This is a genomic window from Pusillibacter faecalis, assembly GCF_018408705.1.
Lineage (GTDB): Bacteria > Bacillota > Clostridia > Oscillospirales > Oscillospiraceae > Oscillibacter > Oscillibacter faecalis.
The window spans coordinates 13,509-36,533 of record NZ_AP023420.1 but is presented as its reverse complement, the minus strand read 5'-3'; the positions used below and the strand labels follow the sequence as shown (position 1 = coordinate 36,533).

The 23,025-nt window shown below is 55.5% G+C and carries 23 protein-coding genes; 13 read left to right on the top strand and 10 right to left on the bottom strand.

Annotated elements, in window-relative coordinates:
* The first annotated feature begins 108 nt into the window (after positions 1–108).
* Positions 109–312 carry a helix-turn-helix transcriptional regulator gene (locus tag KJS55_RS00210; protein ID WP_187028965.1) on the top strand — a complete coding sequence of 68 codons (204 nt, stop codon included), beginning with the start codon at positions 109–111 and terminating at the stop codon, positions 310–312.
* On the top strand, positions 309–725 hold the full coding sequence (locus KJS55_RS00205) for a hypothetical protein (RefSeq protein WP_213542369.1): 417 nt from the start codon (positions 309–311) through the stop codon (positions 723–725). Before KJS55_RS00210 ends, KJS55_RS00205 begins: the two co-directional genes overlap by 4 nt.
* Positions 726–770: 45 nt before the next feature.
* Here KJS55_RS00205 and KJS55_RS00200 read toward each other — a convergent pair whose 3' ends face one another.
* Positions 771–1,109, bottom strand: a complete 339-nt coding sequence (locus KJS55_RS00200) for a winged helix-turn-helix transcriptional regulator (protein ID WP_187028961.1) — start codon at positions 1,107–1,109, stop codon at positions 771–773.
* A 143-nt stretch (positions 1,110–1,252) separates the two neighbouring features.
* On the opposite strand from KJS55_RS00200, the gene KJS55_RS00195 reads away from it, so the two are divergent.
* On the top strand, positions 1,253–1,654 hold the full coding sequence (locus tag KJS55_RS00195; protein ID WP_187028959.1) for a pyridoxamine 5'-phosphate oxidase family protein: 402 nt from the start codon (positions 1,253–1,255) through the stop codon (positions 1,652–1,654).
* A gap of 97 nt (positions 1,655–1,751) precedes the next feature.
* Here KJS55_RS00195 and KJS55_RS00190 read toward each other — a convergent pair whose 3' ends face one another.
* From KJS55_RS00190 to KJS55_RS00180, 3 genes are all read right to left on the bottom strand, one after another.
* The gene (locus tag KJS55_RS00190; RefSeq protein ID WP_213542368.1) at positions 1,752–2,591 is read right to left on the bottom strand and encodes a hypothetical protein; all 840 of its coding nucleotides are present in this window, start codon (positions 2,589–2,591) and stop codon (positions 1,752–1,754) included.
* A 93-nt stretch (positions 2,592–2,684) separates the two neighbouring features.
* Positions 2,685–3,179, bottom strand: a complete 495-nt coding sequence (locus tag KJS55_RS00185) for a hypothetical protein (protein ID WP_213542367.1) — start codon at positions 3,177–3,179, stop codon at positions 2,685–2,687.
* A gap of 60 nt (positions 3,180–3,239) precedes the next feature.
* Entirely contained in the window at positions 3,240–3,449 is a 210-nt protein-coding gene (locus tag KJS55_RS00180; protein WP_187028856.1) for a hypothetical protein, read from the bottom strand.
* A gap of 85 nt (positions 3,450–3,534) precedes the next feature.
* Between KJS55_RS00180 and KJS55_RS00175 the strand changes: the two genes are divergently transcribed.
* Positions 3,535–3,762, top strand: a complete 228-nt coding sequence (locus KJS55_RS00175; RefSeq protein WP_428846500.1) for a helix-turn-helix domain-containing protein — start codon at positions 3,535–3,537, stop codon at positions 3,760–3,762.
* Between the two features lie 68 nt (positions 3,763–3,830).
* On the opposite strand, the gene KJS55_RS00170 is transcribed toward KJS55_RS00175, so the two are convergent.
* Complete coding sequence (locus tag KJS55_RS00170; protein ID WP_213542366.1) at positions 3,831–5,519, bottom strand: phosphoenolpyruvate carboxykinase (ATP); 1,689 nt, start codon at positions 5,517–5,519, stop codon at positions 3,831–3,833.
* Positions 5,520–5,591: 72 nt separating this feature from the next.
* Positions 5,592–6,452, bottom strand: a complete 861-nt coding sequence (rsmA, locus tag KJS55_RS00165; RefSeq protein WP_187028852.1) for a 16S rRNA (adenine(1518)-N(6)/adenine(1519)-N(6))-dimethyltransferase RsmA — start codon at positions 6,450–6,452, stop codon at positions 5,592–5,594.
* Positions 6,453–6,586: 134 nt separating this feature from the next.
* On the opposite strand from rsmA, the gene KJS55_RS00160 reads away from it, so the two are divergent.
* A complete protein-coding gene (locus KJS55_RS00160; protein ID WP_213542365.1) occupies positions 6,587–7,273 on the top strand; it encodes a YjjG family noncanonical pyrimidine nucleotidase in 687 nt (228 codons plus the stop codon).
* A gap of 72 nt (positions 7,274–7,345) precedes the next feature.
* Here KJS55_RS00160 and KJS55_RS00155 read toward each other — a convergent pair whose 3' ends face one another.
* Both KJS55_RS00155 and KJS55_RS00150 read right to left on the bottom strand, forming a co-directional pair.
* Entirely contained in the window at positions 7,346–8,821 is a 1,476-nt protein-coding gene (locus KJS55_RS00155; protein WP_187028847.1) for a carbon starvation CstA family protein, read from the bottom strand.
* 345 nt (positions 8,822–9,166) lie between these two features.
* Positions 9,167–10,186 (bottom strand): G5 and 3D domain-containing protein, encoded by a 1,020-nt coding sequence (locus KJS55_RS00150; protein WP_228300418.1) that lies wholly within the window; start codon positions 10,184–10,186, stop codon positions 9,167–9,169.
* A 487-nt stretch (positions 10,187–10,673) separates the two neighbouring features.
* Between KJS55_RS00150 and KJS55_RS00145 the strand changes: the two genes are divergently transcribed.
* Positions 10,674–11,810, top strand: coding sequence for a DUF4317 domain-containing protein (locus KJS55_RS00145; protein ID WP_213542364.1), 1,137 nt, complete (start codon positions 10,674–10,676; stop codon positions 11,808–11,810).
* Between the two features lie 112 nt (positions 11,811–11,922).
* Here the strand turns inward: KJS55_RS00145 and panB are convergent, their stop codons facing one another.
* Both panB and KJS55_RS00135 read right to left on the bottom strand, forming a co-directional pair.
* On the bottom strand, positions 11,923–12,774 hold the full coding sequence (gene panB, locus KJS55_RS00140) for a 3-methyl-2-oxobutanoate hydroxymethyltransferase (protein WP_187028720.1): 852 nt from the start codon (positions 12,772–12,774) through the stop codon (positions 11,923–11,925).
* A gap of 236 nt (positions 12,775–13,010) precedes the next feature.
* The gene (locus tag KJS55_RS00135) at positions 13,011–13,745 is read right to left on the bottom strand and encodes a FadR/GntR family transcriptional regulator (protein WP_187028839.1); all 735 of its coding nucleotides are present in this window, start codon (positions 13,743–13,745) and stop codon (positions 13,011–13,013) included.
* Positions 13,746–14,052: 307 nt separating this feature from the next.
* Here KJS55_RS00135 and KJS55_RS00130 point away from each other — a divergent pair, with 307 nt between their 5' ends.
* From KJS55_RS00130 to KJS55_RS00100, 7 genes are all read left to right on the top strand, one after another.
* Positions 14,053–15,729, top strand: coding sequence for a formate--tetrahydrofolate ligase (locus KJS55_RS00130; RefSeq protein ID WP_187028837.1), 1,677 nt, complete (start codon positions 14,053–14,055; stop codon positions 15,727–15,729).
* Positions 15,730–15,853: 124 nt separating this feature from the next.
* Positions 15,854–16,480, top strand: coding sequence for a cyclodeaminase/cyclohydrolase family protein (locus KJS55_RS00125; protein ID WP_187028835.1), 627 nt, complete (start codon positions 15,854–15,856; stop codon positions 16,478–16,480).
* A gap of 16 nt (positions 16,481–16,496) precedes the next feature.
* The gene (locus KJS55_RS00120) at positions 16,497–17,357 is read left to right on the top strand and encodes a bifunctional 5,10-methylenetetrahydrofolate dehydrogenase/5,10-methenyltetrahydrofolate cyclohydrolase (RefSeq protein WP_213542363.1); all 861 of its coding nucleotides are present in this window, start codon (positions 16,497–16,499) and stop codon (positions 17,355–17,357) included.
* Positions 17,354–17,983: a formate/nitrite transporter family protein gene (locus tag KJS55_RS00115; RefSeq protein WP_213542361.1), complete on the top strand. Its 630-nt coding sequence runs from the start codon at positions 17,354–17,356 to the stop codon at positions 17,981–17,983. Before KJS55_RS00120 ends, KJS55_RS00115 begins: the two co-directional genes overlap by 4 nt.
* Positions 17,984–18,042: 59 nt before the next feature.
* Positions 18,043–19,311, top strand: a complete 1,269-nt coding sequence (locus tag KJS55_RS00110; RefSeq protein WP_213542360.1) for a bifunctional folylpolyglutamate synthase/dihydrofolate synthase — start codon at positions 18,043–18,045, stop codon at positions 19,309–19,311.
* A gap of 263 nt (positions 19,312–19,574) precedes the next feature.
* Complete coding sequence (locus KJS55_RS00105) at positions 19,575–21,233, top strand: amidohydrolase (protein ID WP_187028827.1); 1,659 nt, start codon at positions 19,575–19,577, stop codon at positions 21,231–21,233.
* 85 nt (positions 21,234–21,318) lie between these two features.
* Positions 21,319–22,971 carry an amidohydrolase gene (locus tag KJS55_RS00100; RefSeq protein WP_213542358.1) on the top strand — a complete coding sequence of 551 codons (1,653 nt, stop codon included), beginning with the start codon at positions 21,319–21,321 and terminating at the stop codon, positions 22,969–22,971.
* Positions 22,972–23,025: the final 54 nt, after the last annotated feature.

Genomic DNA, 23,025 nt, shown 5'->3' with positions numbered 1-23,025 from the left:
ATACTTGACATTTTGAGGCTGTTATGCTATCTTTAACTTATAAAATGGAAAGTAAACTTTCCGTAAATCCGATGGGGAATGTGGTGAAATGAACAGGAGCGTGAGCGGATGAAGAACCGGTTGGAAGAGCTGCGAAAGGCTCGGGGGATCAAACAGGAGGAACTGGCGGAGGCGTTGGAGGTCTCCCGTCAGACGATTGGCTCCCTGGAGAACGGGCGGTACAATCCCTCTATTCTGCTGGCGTTCAAGCTGGCCAGATTCTTTGGAATGACGATTGAGGAAATTTTTATCTACGAGGAGGATGCGACATGAGAAGGAACAAGGGGCTGTTTACAGGCATGATGCTTTTCGGAGCGGGCCTTGCGGTGCTGAGTCTGCTGCTGGGGGACCGGGTGGAGAACGCCGTGGGCGGCATGCTGATGGGAGTGGGTTCCGGTTTATTTGCCATGGGCCTTGCCAACCTTCTGCGGCTCCACCGAGCGGAGAAAAATCCACGCCAGATGAAACAAGAGGAGATTGAGGCAAATGACGAGCGGAATGTGGCGATCCGCCGCAGGGCTCAGGCTGTCGCCGGAGAGGTTCTACAGTGGAGTGTGATGGCAGCGGCGTGGATTTCCATCGGCTTTGGCGCTCCGCTGTGGGTGACGCTGACAGCTGTGGGCGTGTTTATCGCCAAAAGCGTGCTGGAGCTGTGCCTGATGGTGCGCTATCAGCGGGAGATGTGAGGCTGTCAAAGTGAAAGACTGCATAGCGGAAGCTATGCAGTCTTTTCAAAGGTCGTCGGCCCGCCAATGCTCTTGGTATGTCTCGCCCCAATTCCGCATGGCGTCCAAAATGGGAGCGAGACTGCGCCCTAGATGGGTCAGACTGTATTCCACACGGGGCGGGACCTCCGGGTAAACTTCCCGGTGAACAAGCCCCTTGGACTCCATGTCCCGGAGCTGGGCGGTCAGCACTTTTTGCGATACGCTCCCAATCGACCGTTTCAGTTCCCCGAACCGCTTTGTTCCCGGCAACAGGTCCCGAAGAATCAGAACCTTCCATTTATCTCCGATCAGGGCCAGCGTTGTCTCCACCGGGCACGCCGGCAGCTCTTGTAGCGACTGCATCTCAATCCTCCAATAGTTTCTATTTGGTAACTACAGCACAAAAAAGTGCTTACTTTACAAAAGACCCTTACGGCACTATGATAATCCTGCAAAGGGAAATTTGCAACCCCATCACGCAAGATTTTAGCAGGAGGAACAAGAGCATGCAGGAAGTCATTCAATTTTTACAGGAAAATCCCGTTCAATATCTGGCGACGGTAGGCCGGGACGGGAGGGCAAAATGCCGACCGTTCATGTTCAGCGGAGAATTGGATGGAAAGCTGTGGTTTTGTACGAACCATACCAAGGAAGTCTATCAGGACATGCAAAGGAACCCCTATATTGAGATCACAACTTCCAGCCCGGAGTATGCGTGGCTTCGGCTGAGTGGAGAGGCGACGTTTGAAAACAATATGGCGGCAAAGGAGATGTGTATGCGCAACCCGATTGTCAAGGGACAGTATGGAGGAGCGGACAACCCCATTTTCGAGGTGTTTTATCTCAAAAACGCGCATGCGGTTCTGGCTGACTTTTCAGGTAATCCGCCAAAGGAGTATACGCTCTAAAGCATCCGGTCACGGCACATAGGCGACAAACAACCGCCGGGGAATCCCCCGGCGGTTGTTGTTGGATGCTGGGAATTTGAAACGCCGGCAGCCTGTTTTATTTTCCGCAGGCGCAGCAGCACTTGGCGGTCTCGTAGTCCTCCGGCATCTGCACGGTGTTGGGCGGGAAGAACTCGCCCACAGGGAACGAGATGTTCCGGAAAATGCAGCAGGGGTCCTCGTTGCTGTTGCCGCAGGAGCACTCCTTCTCCGGCATGCAGTAGTCGTACACCGGCACCAGAAGCTGGGTATCCCGCTCCAGACGCACGATGGAGAACTGCCCCAGGGTCACATAGATGTGGCGGCTGTCATCTCCGCTGGAGAGCTCCCCGTCAAAGCAGCAGTTGACGAAGGAGGGGACTTCGCACAGGTCACAGTCACAGTCACGCTTGCCGCAGCAGTCCATCAGCCGGGCGTCCAGCACGATGGGGTCTACGGCTTCCACCACGGCAATGGGAACATTGGTTCGCTTGGCCAGCTGAATATCCGGCTCTCCGGTGCGCAGCTCCGAAGAGAAAATTTTGGCATTCCCTTCGCTTCCGAAGAGAATCACGCGCTTGTCAAACACGCACAGGCCCTCCACGGTGACAGGGGCAGGACAGCTGAGATAGGCCTGTAGAGTTACAGCGTAGAAAAAGCGCATATCCACGGTGTAGAAGCCCCGGTTGAAGCTGACGGGCTCCACATCCACGTACACATACAGCAGCTTAGCGCTGCCGCCCTTGACAGACAGGGCGCGATTGATTACATCCACATACTGCAGCTTCGGATAGAACCGAAGATCTTCGATGCAGTCCTTATCTCGGCAGGAATCAAAAATTTTCCTGGTATGGATGCAAACCGCCTCACGGATGCCGCTGCAGTCCGACACGGGACCGGGCATAACTTTCTCGGGCATTGCAATACCTCCTAATAAGTAGCTGAATGAAAGACTTGGGTCTTTCAATCCATTGTATGCGCCCGGAAAGGGTTGGTGCGAAAAGACCGCCTCTTAGGAGTCGGTCTTGCGGCGTCCGAATAGTAAGTAGAGATAGGGAGTGAAGATGTAAGGCAGCACCACTGGCACGGAGACCTCGTCAAAGACCCGTGTCAGGATCTGCGTGGCCCACCTCATAGCATCCGTGGTGGCATAGAGGCGGTACACCCACATGGAGTAGCCTCCCATGGCGTGACTAAGCTGCTCCCAGGCCAGCAGGAGCCCTGCCCACACCACCATGACAGTGGCGGAGAGGAAGATCTCCTTCCGGCTCAGTCCCCGGACAAACTTCCATCCAGCGGTCCAGAAGAGGAGGAAAGCAATCACTGCCATAATCTCACTCATATACCCGGTGCTGAGCTCATAGGCGCCAGTGGCGGGATTAGGCCCCTGGGCGATCTGAATCCGCCCCCAGACAAATCCGATCAGATAGGTTAGGCACCGGCACACTAGGCCGGTGAGCGCCAGCACCAGCGGCACCCGCAGAATCGGCTTTCGCACAAGCTCCATTTCTGACCTCCTTTTTTCAGAGAGTATCATAAAATCAGCCTGGAAATCCATACAAAATAGTTACAAATTGGGGCCGCTGGCTTCCTGCTCCCGGAGAAAATCCGCAATCTCCGCCTCCAGGCCCGTGTCGTCCTCCGCCGTCAGTGTGCCGTTGTCAATTTTTATCCGCAGTGCGGTTTGAAGCCGGGCCTGGGACAGCAGGCGGATCGCCTGCCGCAGGGCGCTGTCCAGAGTTTCATAGGCCTGCCGGTAATCTGCTTCTTGCGTCATGTTGATCACCTCACGCATATTTTAACCTGATTCAGGTTAACCTGTCAAGGGTTAAAAAGGGAAGAGGTAGGATAGGCCTGAGGTGATGCCAATGTATCCACGGATTCGGGACCTGCGGGAAGACAGCGACAGAAATCAGACCGAGCTTGCCGGACTCTTGGGCATGTCTCAGACCGGCTATTCCAAATATGAGACAGGGGAAAATGAGATTCCGGTGTCCGTTCTCATAAAGCTGGCGGACCTGTACCAGACCAGCACGGACTATCTGCTGGGCCGCACTGACCAGAAGACACCCTATCCACCCCGTAAGTAGCTCTCCTGGCGAGGGGGCCGGGATGGACTATAAAAAAAGCGCCCATTTCGGGCGCTTTTTCTATCAGCTTACAGGCTGTTGGCCTGGTCCACCACCTTGCGGATGGCTTCGGCGGCGTCGGTGGGCAGCATATTGAAGCCTCCCTCGGCATCCTTCAGGCCCTCCACGTAGTTCAGCCGGTCCTGCATCCGGGCCTTCAGCTGCTCCACATAGGCGTGATCGCTGAGGTCGGGCACAAAGCCCTCCCACTCCAGAATCTCAATGTCGGAGAAGGGGCCCCAGGGCTTGAACTGTGCCTTGCCCTCCACCACGGCCTCCAGAATGCCAAGAGTGTCCTCCTTTTGGACCTTCTTGCCCATGAAGTCGCCGGTGTTGATGATATAGCAGGCCACATTCTTCTCCGCCACCAGCTTCTTGAACTTCTCATAATCGTTGGCCAGGGGATAGGTGCGGAAGGGATTCGCGTAGGGTTCCACCACCAGGGCGTTGGGGTCTACGCCCTCCTTCAGTCGCTCAGCACTGGAACGCTTGGTGGCTAGGGTGGCACCCATGACGGAGGCCAGGGATGCGCCCTTGAGCCGCACGATGGGGGGGATGGTGGGGTCCTTCATGATCCAGAAGATAGCGTTCACCGGGGAGTCGATCTTATCCACCCGGTTGGGAGACCACAGCTTGGACTTGATAGCCCGGCCGTTTCCATTGCGGATATCCTCAGTGACACAGACGATCTTGCCGTCCTCGTCCAGTGTGGCGGAGCAGTTCTGCACGGTCAGCAGATACTTGTTGTCCGGCGCGTCCACGGGATAGTCTGAGGTCTTGTCAAAATAGGTGGGTTCCAGAGCGATGGAGGCACAGGTGTCGGAGTTGATGATGAAGGCATCGTCGTGGAGCACTTTGATGGCGGGATACTTGCCGCCGTGCTTGGCGTGGGTCAGGGTGGATTTGCCGGAGCCAGAGAGGCCGAACACGGCGGCCACATACTTACTGCCGTCAGCCAGGGTATACTCCTTCTGACCGCCGTGGCAGGCGGCGTAGCCGTTGCGGTTGGCAATGGCCCAGGCCAGAGTTAGCGTACCCTTCTTGTGCTCGCCAAAGTAGCGCATGCCCAAGATGGCGGCGCAGTTGGTGTCCGTGTTGAAATAACAAAGGCACTTGGGATCGCACACGTTCTCCTGACCCGGCGCGCCAGTCCACTGGGGATCAGAGAAAATGTAGATGTCAGCCTCGTGGCCGGAGCCCACGCTCTTGGAGCGCTTGTACATCTTCACACACTCGTCGGACTGGTACTGGAAGTTCAGCATCCAGTTATAGAGCAGGTTCTCCTCGCCCTCGGGGATCAACAGATGGGCCTTGACCATGAATTCCTCGTCCAGGCCGATAAAGACCTCGGCGTGGTACATGGTTTTCCAGCGGGTGTCATAAACCGCGTCCATGAGAATTTTATCTAGAGCGGCGGTGTCTACGCCGGGCTTGCCGGTGATCCGGCGAGCGGGGGCGTAGCGGCCGGTGATGGAACCATCGTTAAAGAGCAGAACCTTGGCGTCCGGTTCCAGGCCAAATTCCTCGCCGCGATAGACGGGCATATCAGTAACCACGGTGCCGGGGGAGTTTTTCGCCAGATCATAGGCCTCCCGCAGGGAGTTGACCTTGATCACATTGTTGCCGTAAAAGGGAGCCTCGATGATGGAACGGGTCTTGGAGAACCCGACCTTACCAGGGCCGATTTCAGATCTGGGGAAATAGGCTTTCGTAGACATATCATACCTCCATAGTATTTTGTAATGTTCACCACGCTATTTTACAGGAACCTTTCAAAAAAGGCAAGCGGATTACAGCGCCAACTCCGCCAAAATCGCAGAGAGCTCCGCGAAGTTTTCAAGTGTCAGCCGCTCGCCGCGGATATCCGCCGGCAATCCGCAGCGGCGGATTGCCTCCTGGATGCACTCTTTGGAAAAGTCTGGAAGAGCGGCAGAGAGAGAATTAGCCAGGGTCTTGCGCCGTAGCAAAAAGGCTCCCCGCACACAGCGGAAGAAAAATGCCTCATCATTCACGGCAACCGCCGGCCTGGGCCGCCGGACACACCGCAGCACGGCGGATGTCACCTTGGGCGCTGGAAGAAATTTTTCCCTGGGGACCTGGAAGAGCAGCTCCGCCTCCATATAGTATTGCAAAAAGAGCGAAAAAGAACCGCTGTCCCTGGAACCAGGTGGGGAAGCCAGTCGTTGGGCCACCTCCCGCTGGATGAGCACGGTGAACGATGCAAAGCAGGGCGCCTCAATAAGTCGGGTCAGCACCGGCGTTGTGATGTTGTAGGGGAGATTGGCGCAGACGAGGGGAGTAAGGTTCTGAAATTTTTCCTCCGCCAGGGCAGTCAGGTCCAGTTTCATCACGTCTCCCGGCACAATCTCCACATTGGGATAGGGAGACATGGTCTCTGAGAGTACCGGTAGCAGCGAGAGATCCAACTCCACCGCCGCCACTTTCCCAGCACGCTGGGCAAGCTCCGCCGTCAAAGGGCCGATGCCAGGGCCGATTTCCAGCACGCCGCAGGTCTCATCCGCTCCAGAGGCCGCTGCAATATCCGCAGGTATCTGGGGATCAATCAAAAAGTTCTGCCCCATGGATTTGGAGAAGTGGAAGCCGTGCCGGCCCAGCAGCTCCCGAATGGTTTTCTCGTCACATAAATTCACATGAAACCCCGCCTTTCCACAGCAGTATACCAGAACTTTTCCCCGCTGCCAACCCTATGTGGAAATCCATGCTTGCCAACCATCCGGAAATCCGGTACACTGAAGCCTAAGAATTGAGAGGATGAGGTGCAGCCATGCTGAGGACGATTTTTTTTGACCTGGACGATACGATCCTGGATTTTCATCAGGCAGAGAAACAGGCCCTGGCGGAGACTCTCCGCAGCTTTCAAATGGAACCTACGCCCGCCATTCTGGACCGATACCACGTTCTGAACCGCCAGCAGTGGGAGTTGTTGGAGGAGGGGAAGCTCACTCGCTCCCAGGTGCTGATCCGCCGGTTCGATCTGCTGTTTTCAGAATTGGGTATCGCTTGCTCCAGTCAGGAGGTCTGCAAGGTCTACGAGCGATTCCTCTCTCAGGGACATTTTTTTATACCCGGCGCTCGGGAGCTGCTGGAGAACATCTCTTCAAGATACGATTTGTATCTTGCCAGTAACGGTGCCGCGTCGGTCCAGGCCGGCCGGCTGAAAAGTGCCGGTATTGAAAAATATTTCAAGGACATCTTCATCTCAGAGAAGATGGGAGCTGACAAACCGAGCACTGCCTTTTTTCAGGCGTGCTTTGCTGCAATCCCGGGCTTTGACGCTGCGGACGCGCTGATGGTGGGGGACAGCCTCACCTCTGATATTCGGGGAGCCCGAGACGCAGGACTGCGTTCCTGCTGGTTCAATCCTCACGGAGCAACACCTCGTCCAAACATCAAACCAGACTATACTGTGCGTACTCTGGAGGAGCTTCCCGCCTTACTGCAGCGACTGTAAAAGCCTTGCCCACAGCCACGGGTGAAGAAAAAACACAACACCCCCGCCTACAGGCGGGGGGGTGTTGAAGTCTTATTTGCTCTGCGCGCTGCGCAGGTCATTGGATTTCTTGCTGCCAAAGGTCTTGACGCAGAAGAGGATCAACAGTGCTACAGCCACCACAATGCCCACGGGATAGGCGATGGAGGTGGACAAGTTCAGGCACTCGGGAGCCTGGAAGAAATAGGTCACAGAGACTGCGGTCATGAACGTGGCAGGCAGCGCGGCCATCAGGCAGGCAATCGGCGGGAAACCGAAGCGGTACAGGAACACGCCGCCGGTCCAAAGCACGATCATAGCGAGGGTCTGATTGGACCAGGAGAAGTAACGCCAAAGAACCTCCCAAGGAAGAGCCACCACAATGATCGCGCCCACCGCCAGCAGAGGCACCGCCAGCATAGCGCGCTTCTTTGTGTCGGACTGATCAATGTGGAACCAGTCGGCAATCGTCAGACGGGCCGAACGGAATGCCGTGTCGCCAGAGGTGATGGGGCAGGCAATCACGCCGATCATAGCCAGAACACCGCCGACAGGCCCAAGCAGAGTGGTGCAGATGTCATAGACAACACCGCCCTGGCCCTGGGCGGAGATGGCGCCGCTCAGACCGGCCATGCCATCCAGGAGGGAACCGCCATGGGTGTAGAAGGTCACACCAGCAGCAGCCCAGATCAGAGCGATAATGCCCTCGGCCACCATGGCCCCATAGAATACAGTGCGGCCCTCTTTTTCGCTGGTGATGCAACGGGCCATCATGGGAGACTGGGTGGCATGGAAGCCAGAAACGGCACCGCAGGCCACTGTGACGAACATCATGGCCCACTTCGGCGTGCCAGCGGGATGCACAGCGGAAAGACTGGCCGCACCGAGCTCGGGCATGTCCGCGCCGCTGGTGATCAGCGTTGCGCCGCCAACGCCGATGGCCATGATGATCAGGCAGATACCAAAGATGGGATAGAGCTTGCCAACGATCTTGTCAATGGGCAGGAAGGTCGCCGCAAGATAGTACAGAAGCACAACCGCCAGCCAGAAGGTGCCGTTAAGCGCATCGGGGGTCAGCCGTGCCAGTAGGTCGGCAGGGCCTTTGGCAAAGTTCACGCCCACCATCACCAGCAGGACCACAGAGAATACCCGCATAATGAAGGTGATGACCTTGCCCATGTAGAGTCCAACAATCTCGGAGATAGACTTGCCGTCGTTTCTCTCAGACATCATGCCGGAGAGGAAGTCGTGGACGCCGCCGCCCAGGATGGTGCCAAACACAATCCAGAGGTACACCACAGGTCCCCAGCACGCGCCGGCAATCGCGCCGTAGATGGGTCCCAGACCTGCGATGTTCAATAACTGCACCAGGAAAATACGCCAGGTTTTCATGGGGACATAGTCTACACCGTCCGGGTGTGCGACAGCCGGTGTCTGCCGGTCATCAATGTGGAACACTTTTTCCACGAGCTTGCCGTATACCAGGAAGCCCACAATCAAAAGTGCCAGGCAGACGAAGAATGTAATCACGTCAATTCCTCCTTTTATTTTAGGCCCGGATCTACCGGAACCTGTTTTGAGCGAGACCCTACACACATACATCCCGCTCATTTCGGTGCCAATTGTAATCGTTTTCCCATGAAATGTCTAGCATAAATAACAACGAAAAGCGCGGAGCATACCAAAGTTTTTTTGCTCTTTTGACGGTTTTCTTCGAAAAAACTTACAAGAAAAGGCAGCTTAGGCGGAAAAAATGCGAATTTGCAGGAAAAAAGGTATGATCTTGCAAAAAAAATTGACCGCAAAAACGTGACTTTGATATAGAAAAGGATGCCCCGGCACGCTGTGCCGGGGCATCCTTTTGCATTTTAAAAATTATTCCAGGATATAGACGGTACAGCTCCGCCTGCCAAACTCAATACACTCCCGATAGGTGCCATAATAAAGATCAATCACATTACCCCGCACACCGGTATCCTCAGCAACGGCCATTCCATAAACGATGCCGTCGTTGGTAACAATAAACATCCGTGTACCCAGGGGAATCACATTTTTGTCCACTGCCACGGTACCAACCTGAACAAATGTGCCTGTAGCAGTGGTATAATCCGCGCCGCCGTGTCCGGCGGTGTATGCGGTGGCTGTCATCGTCTTGGCACCGGAAAAGTTCAGGGTACTGCCGTCCGCAAAGCGCAGGGTGCCGCTGCCATCGGCATTTTTCTTGATATCAACAGGCTTGCCGAGATCGGAACCCATTTCAGGCTGCGGCTTGGCAGTGCCGTACTCAATAATCTGATCCACTGCGGTGCTGTCCAGTTCCTCTACAAACTGGCGGCTGATCTGCTGACCGTTGGACCACACCACTTCATAAATAGAGGTACGGACGCCGTCCGCGCCCTCCTGCACAACGTTCTCGGTGCCTTCCAGCAAATCGGGGTTGGCCACACGGACCGTCTCAAAGGACGCCGGCTCACTGACTTGGTCATAATAGGTGACGTCCTCGCTGACAGAGAGAACAATCTCCTCTCCAGACAGGTCCACCGCTACCATCTCCAGAGGAGAGAGGGTGATCCCCATTCGGTCGAGCAGTTGGGAAATGGTCTCTGTTTTGCACCGGGTGGAGAGAGTCTCGCCATCCCGCTCAATCAGGACCTGCTGCCCGGAGCTGAGCGTGACATCGTAGCCCGAACGTCCAGAGGAGGTGTAGACCATGCGGCTGCCCAAATCAGGAGCCTCCTGGGAACCATCCAGAACAATGGCGGCGTCCTCTACACCGGTAAGAATATACAAAGCATTGGACCAGGTGGTAGCGCCTAAACTGGCGACCAGCACGACAGCAAAGGAAAAGAGTGTAATCAGACGTTCATGCGTCGTTTTTTGTAAATGATGTTTCAAAACCATACCTCCTTAGGTCTTCCCAATCGGGAAGGTCTTACGAGTGGAAACAAGTTGTTACTTTTGTTACCGATTGGAAAACTGGACCTAGTATACACCGCGCTCCCACTCTTGTCAAGTTTTTGCGGAGAAAAAAGGTACTCAGTCCCCACCTTAGACGAAAAACGACGGGAGAGGACCGGAAATGTGTGGGAGAAAAAAGCAAAAAAGTAACAAAAAAATAACGGGCCCGTAAGGAATTGCTCAGAAGCGCGGCGGTGACAGCTTTTTGGCGGCGGCGGACGTTTACCTCTGACCCTTAGGTATTCATAATCTATAAGAATCTATAAGAGTAGAGATTTTTAAGCTGCCGTCGTTGACAAATTCGTTACGGATGCGATTGTTTTTTCCTCAAAATTCCGCTACAATAAAAAAACATGCCTTTAAAATCAAAGATACGGCAGGACCTATGGGGACTGCCGTGACCACGAAGATTGTGAGGAATCAAATGAACCAAAGAGAGTTAAGTGAACTGCGCCGACGCTGGCGACCGGAAAAAAATGCTGTCAGCCGTATTTACGGGTGCTTTGTTAACAGCGGCGGCGAGTTGGTCTCCGATTTGGAGGAGCCTCTTGGAATGCTGCCTCAGGAAGAGGTCGAGCAATATCTGGGACTTTTGAAAAAGACCATGTCTGGTACACTGGGAAAAAACTTGATTGATATTGTGTTTTCCACCCAGCAGGTTATGGACAGTGAAGAGCACCGGCTGCTGATGAATCTTCGGGACTCTGAGCTGCAGGACGGAGAAATCCGAAGGAACTTTTACCAAAAGGTCATAGGGAGCCTGGACATGGATGGGCGCCCCTATGTTCTGTTGCTGGCGCACGATACCTATGATGTGCCGCATAAAGGCGGAGATGGGGAGTTTCAGCAGGATGCCTCGGACGAGGTGTTCTCCTATATTGTATGTGCGGTTTGTCCGGTAAAGCTGGGGAAAGTGGAGCTGAACTATTTTCCCGGGGATAACGAGTTCCACTGCACCGCGCGGCAGACCGTCATGGCGCCGGAGCTTGGCTTTGTATTTCCGGCCTTCGATGACAGGTCAGCTAATATTTACGACGCGCTGTTCTATTCACAAAAGAGCGGGGAACTGCATCAGGAATTTATTGACGCGGTGTTCCATATTGACCCACCTATGTCGGCCGCTGAGCAGAAGGAGGCGTTTCAGACAGCCTTGTCCGAGGCGCTGGAGGATACATACAGCTTTGGGGTTGCACAGGCCATTCACGAGCATCTCTCTGGTAAGCTGGAGCAGCATAAGGAGTGTAAAATTCCAGAACCGCTTACCATAAGCGTGGGAGAAATGAAAAATACTTTACGGGAATGTGGCGTTCCGGAAGAGCGGATCACCGCCTTTGAGCAGCGGTGCTCAGAGCAATTTGGCTCTGGTACGGTGTTATACCCGGAAAACATTTTGGATGCAGGGCGGTTCGAGATCAAAACAGCACAGGCGGCTGTCCGGATCAACCCAGAATACAGCCATCTGGCACAGGCGCGGATGATTGATGGAAAGAAGTACATTCTGATTCCTATTGAAGAAGGAATTGAGGTCAATGGTCTGGCGGTGACAGCGCCAGATCAGTAAGAAGTCAGATCAGACCAGCCGGAGGTGAAAGGCTTCGGGGCGGGATGTTATGAAGAGAAGGCAGAAAGAAGGCCCGCGGTGGAAAAACCACCGCGGGCCTTAGAAGCAAATCTCAGTTGTTGCCGGGACCGTAAACAGAGGGAATCTCCACGGCCTTGTTGAAGGAGTACTCGGGCGTGGGGAAAGCACCGCTGAGGGTTTCCTCGTGGAAGAGGTTGAGGCCCTTGATCATCTCGGCGCGGATGTTGGCGAAGTGCTTGACGAACTTGGGCTTGAAGTCGCCGTACATGCCCAGCAGGTCCTGCGTCACCAGCACCTGGCAATCCACATAAGGACCGGCGCCAATGCCCAGGATGGGCACATGCACTTCCTCCTGCATGGCCTTGGCCACCACGCTGGGAACGCACTCCACAACCATGGCGAACACGCCCGCGGCCTCCAGAGCCTTGGCGTCCTCAATCAGCTTCCGGGCAGACTCAGGCGTGCCGCCCTGCACCTTAAAGCCGCCGAAAGAGGTGGCGGTCTGCGGGGTCATACCGATGTGGCCCATCACATTGATGCCGGCGTCCACCATCGCGCGGATCGTGGGAGCCATGTTCGCGCCGCCCTCCAGCTTCACGCAGTCGCACAGGGTCTCCTTGGTGATCCGGTTGGCTGTCTCAATGGCCTGCTCCTTGCTGACGTTGTAGGAGCCAAACGGCATATCTCCGATGATGAAGGTGTCCGGAGCGCCCTTGACCACCGGGCGGATGTGGTGGATCATGTCGTCCACCGTCACAGGCACCGTCGTGTTGTAGCCCAGCATAATCATGCCCAGGGAGTCGCCCACCAGGATGATCTCGCAGTCACTCTCGTTGACAATGCTAGCGGTGGTGTAGTCGTAGGCCGTTACGAAGGAGAACTTGCGGCCCTCGTCCTTGTACTTCTGGAAATCCAAAACTGTCATCTTTTTCTTGTTGCCCATTGTAAAGCACCTCTTTCATCAATTTTTGAATCTCATCCTACAGAGCCAGCTGCGTGGTATGACCACTTTGATACTTTCTATCATACTCAATCCCTTCTCAAAAGTCAAGCCATCTTCCTTAATTTTCATGGGGCGCTCAGAAGACAGAGGATAGGCTGAGGTGAATTCATAAAATTGCAGATCAATGATACTCGTTGTATCAATTGATACGATTGCTTTCAGGATAGATAGCATCGCTACGGACGCTCCACATCCTCCAAAGCCTGAAGCATGTGGTAACGCATGGCCAGATTTGCGCCCTTGCCGTCTCGCATCTTTAAAAATCGGGCAATACTCAAGTGGCTTTTTCTGGCGTTCTCTTCCATCTGCCGGGACAGGCGCGGGTACTCGCCAATGGCTGCGCCAAAATAAACCCACTCATGAAGTGCGGGAAGGACCCGCCCCATGACGGCACTGTGAGTGGCCTGTGCCAAAGCGGAGTGAAATTCCCGGTCCAGTTCCATGAAAGAGTAGCCGTCTGGATTGCCCTTGTGGGCGGCGCTGATCATGTCTCCTTGGCGGCGGGCTAGCTCTTCCAGGCCTTCAAGCTCCTCGTCTGCAGCGTTTTTGGCAACCAGTTCCATAGCCTCTGACTCAATGATCAGACGGCACTGATACCAGTCGGATAGGAGCTGCTTTTTGTCCTCGGCATAGGCGAAGCCAAAGGGGTCCTCCACTTTTCCAGGGGTTTCGGAGACGAATGTGCCCACGCCGCGGCGAATCACCAGGACACCACCTGCCACTAAAATTTTAATGGCCTCCCGCAGAGAGGTACGGCTGACCCCCATCTCAATCGCAAGGCTGCGCTCGTCCGGCAAGCGGTCCCCAGGCTGAAAGCGGTGTTGGTCAAAGATCATACCACGCAGCTGCAGCGCGATTTGCTCAGAGAGTGGTTTGGCAGTGCTGTCGATCCCGTCAAGAGGGTTGTTCATGTCAATCGCTCCTTTGTCCTTTACATAATCATAACGGATTTATTATAAGGTATACAGGGGATTTCGTCAATCTCCTGCAACAAAAAACGGGTGCTTTCAGATACTTCGACTTTTTACAAATCCTGCTTGACATCCGCAGGGCGATTTTATATAATGATGGAAACAGGTCAGACCACGTAAAAGCCGTACGCAATTAGCACCTGACGGAAGAGACAGATATGATTTCCCCGGTGTCCGCACTGAGGAGGCTGTCTGTACAGGAAAATGCAATCGGAGACAAAATATTTTATAAAAGGAGAACGAGAGCATGAGTTTCAAAAGTGATATCGAAATCGCCCAGGAAACAACCCCGTTGAAAATCACAGAAGTGGCAAAGAACTGTGGGGTGGATGAGAAGTACATTGAGCAGTATGGCAATTACAAGGCCAAGATTGACTACCGGATGCTGAAGGACCTGAAGGATCAGCCAGACGGTAAGCTGATCCTGGTGACAGCGATTACCCCAACTCCCGCCGGCGAAGGTAAGACCACCACCTCTGTGGGCCTTGCGGACGGCCTGCGCAAGATCGGGAAAAAGGCTGTGGTTGCCCTGCGTGAGCCCTCTCTGGGGCCTGTGTTTGGTGTCAAGGGCGGTGCTGCCGGCGGCGGTTATGCTCAGGTGGTGCCCATGGAGGACATCAACCTGCACTTCACCGGCGACTTCCACGCCATTGGTGCTGCCAACAACCTGATGGCCGCCATGCTGGATAACCACATTCAGCAGGGCAACGCGCTGGGGATTGACGTGAAGCAGATCACCTGGAAGCGCGCTGTGGATATGAACGACCGTCAGCTGCGCCATATTGTGGACGGTCTGGGCGGCAAGGCTCAGGGCGTGCCCCGTGAGGATGGCTTCGAGATCACCGTGGCCTCCGAGATCATGGCGGTTTTGTGCCTGGCCAGTGACATCAACGACCTCAAGGCCCGTCTTGCCCGTATGATCGTGGCCTATACCTATGACGGCAAGCCTGTCACCGCTCATGACCTGAAGGCCGAGGGCGCAATGGCGGCTCTTCTGAAGGACGCCCTGAAGCCCAACCTGGTGCAGACTCTGGAGCATACCCCTGCCTTCATTCACGGCGGCCCCTTCGCCAACATTGCCCACGGCTGCAACTCCGTCACCGCCACCCGCATGGCGCTGAAGATGGGCGACTACGCCGTGACCGAGGCCGGCTTCGCCGCAGACCTGGGCGCTGAGAAGTTCATCGACATCAAGTGCCGGATGGCTGGCCTGCACCCCTCTGCAGTGGTGATCGTGGCCACGGTCCGCGCCCTGAAGTATCACGGCGGTGTTGCCAAGGCTGACCTGAACAACGAGAATTTGGAGGCTCTGGAGAAGGGCCTGCCCAACCTGCTGCAGCACGTGGACAACGTGAAGAACGTTTACGGCCTGCCCTGCGTGGTGGCCATTAATGCCTTCCCCACTGACACCAAAGCGGAACTGGACCTGGTGGAGAAGAAGTGCAACGAGCTGGGCGTGAATGTGGCCCTCAGCGAGGTCTGGGCCAAGGGCGGCGAGGGCGGCAAGGCCCTGGCCGAGGAGGTTGTGCGCCTGTGCGAGCAGCCCAACAACTTCCAGTTCGTCTATGACGCCGACGCCTCCATCGAGCAGAAACTGGACACCATCGTGAAGAAGGTCTACCACGGCGACGGCGTGGTGCTGACGGCCAACGCCAAGAAGCAGGCCCAGCAGCTCACGGATCTGGGCTTTGGCAACCTGCCCATCTGCATGGCCAAGACGCAGTATAGCTTCTCTGACGATGCTGCTCTGCTGGGCGCGCCCAAGGGCTTCACTGTCACGGTGCGTAATCTGAAGGTCTCTGCCGGCGCTGGCTTCATTGTAGCGCTCACTGGTGACATCATGACCATGCCCGGTCTTCCCAAGGTTCCCTCCGCTGAGAAGATCGATGTGGACGAGAACGGCAAGATCAGCGGTTTGTTCTAATTTTTGATGATGCTATCAGCTGGATTGCCCGAAGATTCTTCGGGCAATCCGTATCATATGGGAAAACTGCGCGGGAGCCCTGTGCGATGGGGACAAGGTTTTCCCGGGAAAGGTGGAACGATCAATGAGCGAGAAAATGATTGAAAAGAGTTGCGCAGATTTTGCGGCGGTTCTGGCCTCCAAGGCTCCGGTTCCCGGCGGCGGCGGGGCTGCCGCCCTAGTGGGCGCTCTGGGCACTGCCCTATGCTCCATGGTGGGCAATCTGACCGTAGGCCGCAAGAAGTATGCCCAGTATGAGGCAGACGTGAAGCGAATGCTGGAAAAGGGTGCTGCCGTACAGGAGCGCCTGCTGGATCTGGTGGACAAGGACGCGGAGGCATTTGAGCCGCTCTCCAAGGCATACTCCATTCCCAAGGACGATCCCAAACACGATGAGACGCTGGAGGCTGCCACAAAGTTCGCCTGTGAGGCGCCTGTTGAGATGATGAAGGCCTGCTGCGAGGCTATTGAGCTGCTGGAGGAGATGCTGGAAAAGGGCAGTGTGACACTGGTATCTGATGTGGGCTGCGGAGCCCTTTGCTGTGCCGCAGCGCTGGAGAGTGCCAGCATGAACATTTTTGTCAACACCAAGACGCTGCTGGACCGGGAGGCGGCTGCCAAGCTGGACGATCAGGCGGATGCGATGCTGAGGGAATATATGCCGCGGGCGCGGAAGGTGGCCGACGAGGTCAACCGCCGTCTGCGGGGCTGAGAAACGGGGGATCATCATGGCAAAACAGCTGTTGGGAAAGGAAGTCAATGAAAAGCTCAATGCCCGCATCATTGCGGAGTGCGAGGAGCTGAAGGCCCGGGGCGTGAACCCCACCCTGGCCATTGTACGCTGCGGCGAGCGGCCTGACGATCTGAGCTATGAAAAGGGCGCCACCAAGCGTGCGGAAGCCCTGGGCGTTGCGGTGGAGAAGTTCCTGCTGCCTGAGGATGTCAGCAAGGAGGAGCTGCTCCGCACCATCGACGCCATCAACGCCAATGACCAGATTCACGGTGTCCTGATGTTCCGTCCCCTGCCGAAGCATCTGAAGGCGGACCAGGATGAAATCTGCAACCGTCTGGACCCCCGCAAGGATGTGGACGGCATGACGAACGGCTCCAATGCCGGCGTGTTTATGGGCAAGGAGCTGGGCTTTGCGCCCTGCACCCCTGCTGCCTGTATGGAGATTCTAGACCACTATGGCATCGACTGCACTGGCAAGAAGGCCGTGGTACTGGGCCGGAGCCTCGTGGTGGGCAAGCCCGCGGCCATGATGTTGCTGGCTAAGAACGCTACCGTTACCGTCTGCCACACCAAGACCAGGGATGTGGCCGCCGTTGCCCGGGAGGCGGACATTCTGGTTTCCGCGGCAGGCGTATTGAAGAGCCTTACCAAGGACTATGTGTGCCCCGGCCAGGTGGTGATTGACGTCTCCATCAACTGGGACGAGGCCAAGGGCGGCATTGCCGGCGACGCTGTGTATGACGAGGTGGAGCCTATTGTCGAGGCCATCACCCCGGTGCCCGGCGGCGTGGGAGCAGTTACCACCTCCGTTCTGATCGGACACGTGGTGGAGGCTGCGAAGAGGGCGGCTCAGTGAGAGTCGTCAAGCTGTTCTTATCCGCGCTGTTAGCGGGCATATGCATTGGCCTGGGCGGAACGGTGTTCCTGTCTCTAGACAACAAGGTGCTGGGAGCCCTGTTTTTTACAGTGGGACTTTTTACTATCTGCACGATGGGAATGCACCTCTTTACCGGCAAGGTATGCTACGTGTTTGAAAAGGACGCCGCCTATGCGCTGGATCTCATTCCTATCTGGGTGGGGAATCTGGCCGGAACGGGTCTGCTGGCCCTGGCAGAGCGCAGCACCCGAATCGCCCCTGCGATTGTAGAAAAGGCGGCCGGGCTGTGCGAGACCAAGCTGGGAGACAGCTTAGGGAGCATCTTTCTTCTGGCTATTTTCTGCAACCTGCTGATTTACATAGCTGTGGAGGGCTTCAACAGGAATTCCCATGAGCTTGGAAAGTACCTGTCCCTCTTTTTTGGGGTGATGGTGTTTATTCTGTGCGGCTTTGAGCACTGTGTAGCCAATATGTATTATTTCTCCGTCGCGGGAATGTGGAGCGGAAAGACCCTGCTCTACCTGTTGGTCATGACGCTGGGCAATGCAGTCGGCGGCGTGGTATTCCCTGTCATCCGGAGAGTGATCACGACAGAGGCAAAATAAATAGGCGAGGGACAGTGCCGTTCGGTACTGTCCCTCCGTGGCAGAGTGGAGTATGGATAATGACTTACGAAGAAGCCCTGCGCTATTACGCGCAGATTGATATGATGGGCAGCCATTTGGGACTGGACCGCATGGCGGAGCTGCTGCGCCGGCTGGGAAATCCGGAGAAGCAGTTAAAATTTGTCCATGTGGCTGGAACCAATGGCAAAGGGTCCACTGCGGCCCTGCTGGACGCCTGCCTGCGTCAGGCAGGATACCGGGTGGGGCTGTATACCTCGCCTCACCTGGTCCGGTATAATGAGCGTTTTCAGGTGAATGGACAGCCGATCTCGGACACAGCCCTGGCGGAAGCCACAGAGCAGGTAAAAACTGCGGCAGACACCATGGAGGATGCACCGACCCAGTTTGAGCTGCTGACCTGTGTGGCATTCTGCTGCTTTTTGTCCGCTGGGTGCGACATTGTCGTGCTGGAGGTGGGACTGGGCGGCCGCCTGGATGCCACCAACAGCATTCCGGTGCCAGAAGCGGCGGTGATCACGCGCATTGGTCTGGAGCACACAGAGATTTTGGGGGACACCATTGAGAAAATCGCCGCAGAAAAGGGCGGGATTATCAAAGCCGGAGGTACGGTGGTGCTGGGAGATTCCTCAGAGGCCGTGGTAGGGGTGACACAGGAAATTTGTCAGGAGCGGGGAGCAGCACTGATCCCGGCGCGTTCCGCCGTGCCTCTTTCCAAATCTCTGGAGGGACAGAGATTCTCCTGGGGACCATATCCGGAAATTTGCCTGTCTCTTTTGGGAGAGCATCAGCTTCAAAATGCCGCCACAGCCCTGACAGTTCTGGAGGTCCTGCGTACAAAAGGCTGGCAGATTCCAGACGAGGCAATCCTGAAAGGGATGTGCACTGCCGTGTGGCCGGGGCGCTTTGAATGCGTCTCCAGGCACCCGATTATCATCATTGATGGAGGCCACAACCAGCAGTGCGCAGAGGCCATTGCGGCTTCTCTTCGGTCGTATTTCCCGGGAAAGAAATGCTCCTTTTTGATGGGCGTGTTGGCGGACAAGGATTTTCACGGAATCTTTGACGCAATTTTGCCGCTGGCGGCACGCATTGCTGCGGTGACTCCGGACAGCCACAGGGCACTTCCTGCACCGGAGCTGTGCCAGCGCCTGCGGGATGAATATGGCTATGCTGCGGCGGTGCCTTATGCGACAATGACAGATGCCCTGCGGGAGCTGCAGCGCAGCGCCGAAGGCGAGGATGTGATCTGTATCTGTGGGTCGCTCTATATGGTGGGTGAAGCACGCGAATTGTTTAAAATGACATAAAGATGTCTGATGCGCCTGTATATTTAAACAAAAACGGATGTTCAATTTTGTTGTATTTCACGATGACTACGGAAGGAATTCAGTTTTTAACGTCTTTTTTGCACAAATATCTATTGACAATGACAACAAGTCTGCTACAATGGGGATAGCATAATGGTATGACCACTAAGAGGAGATCATACAATGAATGAGACTTTATAGAATTCTTTGTGTGATCTGTGATTTTGGAGCGCCAAAAGGCAAGGTTTAAAAGGGAGGCTTTCATGAAATTTGATTTTTCTTATCTGGACATTGCGTTTAAAAATGGCAGTGTCATTACAGTCAATGATACCGATGAGATCGCAGAGGCTGTCGGTATCAAGGGAAACAAGATTGTGTTTGTCGGTTCCAACGCGGACATCGACCAGCTCATTGACGAGCACACGAAGGTCTATGATCTGGCAGGCCGCACATTGATGCCCGGCATCAATGATACCCACTATCACCCGATTCTCAATGGCATGATTGCACCGGAACTGGATTCTGCCATGGTAGATACCGGCTTGAGCGCCTGCAAAACCATTCCTGAGCTGTTGGACTTGATCCGCAGGATCGCGGCCACCAAAAAGCCTGGCCAGTGGATCTCCACCATGGGATATGAAGCCGGTCTGCTGGCTGAGCAGCGCCACCCCACCTTGGAGGAACTGGACGCGGCAGCTCCCAACAATCCGTTGCAGTGTTGCACCTGCAATGGCCACATTAGTACATATAACTCCAAAGCACTGGAATATCTGGGGGTTTATGGTCCCGAGGACGCCTCCAAGTATCCTGAGGGTGAGGTTGTAGTCGAGAACGGCAAGCTGACTGGTCTGGTGCGGGGACATACCCACTTCTGGCTGTGGGGTCAGGTGGAATACACCGAGGAGCAGCAGAGAAAGGCCGCTATGCGGTCCCACCAGCAACTGCTGGAAAATGGAATTACCTCCATTGGCGACATGGGCGAGTGCGATCGCCCTTCCTACCACATTATGCAGAAGATGTGCCGCAGCGGTGAGTTCAAGGTTCGCAGCTATATGGCGCTTCACAGCATTTTCGGCAAGCCCTACTCGAAGGAGGACAATGAGCACTGGATGAAGCTGGGCTTTATCACGGGGCTTGGCGACGAGCACTTCCGGGTTGGCCCCTGCAAGTTCATGATCGACGGCGGCTCCGGCGGCCCCTCCTGCTACACTCGGGAGCCCTATTCCCATGATCCGGAGCTGCCCAGCGAGCGGGGCTGGGAACGAGAAGAGACCTGGGATTATATCAAGCTGATTGACGACGCCGAGTGCCAGGCCACGGCCCACGCCATCGGCGACGGCGCGGTGGAGTTCATGGTGGAGGGCTATGAGAAGGCCTTCGCCGCCTGTGCGGATAAAGAGGCGTTCAAGGCCCGCCGCCACCGGATTGAGCACTGCACCTTGGTGGATCAGGATCTGATTGACCGGATGGCCAAGATGAATATCTGTCCCTCTGTCAACGCTGGGCTGCAGATCCGCAACGGTAAGAATCTGGCCCGGTTCTATGGTCCTGAGCGCAACAAGTATCTCGGTGCCCTGAAGAGCATGATGGAGGCCGGAATCAAGTGTTCTCTGCACTCCGACGCTCCCTCCGGCCCTGTGGGCTTTGAGATGATTGACGGCGCTGTGAATCGCTATGACATCCGGCAGGACTACCAGTGCGATATGACCCAGGCGGTCTCCCTCTTGGATGCCATTCGCTGCTGCACCTGGAACGCCGCCTATAGCTCCTATGAGGAGAATATCAAGGGCAGCATTGAAAATGGAAAGCTGGCAGATCTGATCGTGCTGGACCGGGATATTCTCAAGATTGACACCCACGAGCTGCACAATGTAAAAGTGGATATGACCATGATTGACGGCGTGGTGGAATACGAACGGTAACAAAGAAACAGGGGCGGCTAGCAACCGCCCCTTCCGTTTTTGATGCCGGTCCGCACCGGCAGACATGATGAAGGGAGAGGCCTGCATGAACTTTGATTTTTCTTACCTGGACGTGGCGTTTAAAAATGGCAGCGTCATTACGGTGAATGAGACCGATGAGGTGGCACAGGCTGTCGGTATTAAAGGAAACAAGATTGTTTTCGTCGGCTCCAATGCGGACATCGACCAGCTGCTTGACAGCCATACCAAGGTCTATGACCTGGCGGGGCGCTCACTGCTTCCCGGCTTCAACGACAGCCACTTTCACCCGATTCTCAATGGTATGCTGGGGCCGGACATGTCCTGCGGCATGATCGACACCACCAAGAAGAACTGCCCCTCTCTAGAGGCTATGCTGCAGATGATCCGTAAAACCGCCAGCACGCTTCAGCCCGGGCGCTGGATTTCCATGATGGGTTACGAGCCCACGCTGTTTCCAGAGGGACGCCATCCAACCATTGAGGAATTGGATGAGGCCGCTCCCAACCACCCTGTTCACTGTATGCATGGCGGCGGGCATATCTGCATGTATAACCATAAGGCCTTGGAATATCTGGGGGTTTACGGTCCGGAGGACGCGGCCAAATATCCCGCCGACGAGGTGGAGGTTGTAGATGGCAGGCTGACTGGCATGGTGCGGGGCCACACACATTTCTGGCTGTGGGGCCAGGTGGAATACACGGAGGAGCAGCAGCGCAAAGCCGCGCTGAAGTCCCAGCAGCAGTGTTTCACTGCTGGTATTACCTCTGTGGGCGATATGGGCGAGTGTGACCGGCCCTCCTATCATACGATGCAGAAACTCTGCCGGGACAGGGAGTTCCGGGTTCGCAGCTACATGGCGCTCCACAGCATTTTTGGTAAACCCTACTCTTTGGAGGATAATGACCATTGGCTGAAGCTGGGCTTTCTCACGGGGCTTGGAGATGAGCATTTCCGGGTAGGGCCCTGTAAGTTTATGATTGACGGTGGTACCGGCGGCCCCTCCTGCGCGACCCGAGAGCCCTATTCTCATGATCCGAGTCTTCCTCGTGAACGGGGCTGGGAGCGGGAAGAGACCTGGGATTATATCAAAAAGATCAACGATGCCGGATGCCAGGCCACGGCTCACGCGGTGGGAGATTTGGCCGTTGAGTTTATGGTAGAGGGATATGAGCGCTGTTTTGCTGAAAATCCAGAGAAGGTTAAGAGGCTACGCCACCGGATTGAACACTGTGTGATTGTCGATCAGGACCTGATCGACCGGATGGCGAGAATGAATATCTGCCCAGTTCTCCATCCCGGCCTGATTCAGATGCTCGGCAAAAACCTCGCGTCTTTCTATGGCCCGGAGCGCAGCCGCTATCTGGAGGCTGTCCGCAGTATGCTGGATGCTGGGATCAAGGTCTCCCTGCACTCTGACGCGCCCTCCGGTCCTGTCGGCATTCATGTGATCGATGCCGCAGTGAACCGCTATGACCGCTCGAAGGACTATCAGTTTGACCAGACTCAGTGTGTTTCTGTGCTGGATGCCATCCGATGCTATACCCTGCATCCGGCCTATGCCTCTTATCAGGAGAACATCAAGGGGAGTATTGAGGTCGGTAAGTTGGCGGATATGATTGTGCTCTCCGATGATATTTTAAAGATTGCCCCTATGGATATTCACAAGCTGAAAGTGGATATGACTATGATCGATGGCATCGTGGAATATGAGCGCTGAGTGGAAAGGTTCGAGAGAGTGGCCGGCATCAGCCGGCCACTCTCTGAGCAGCGA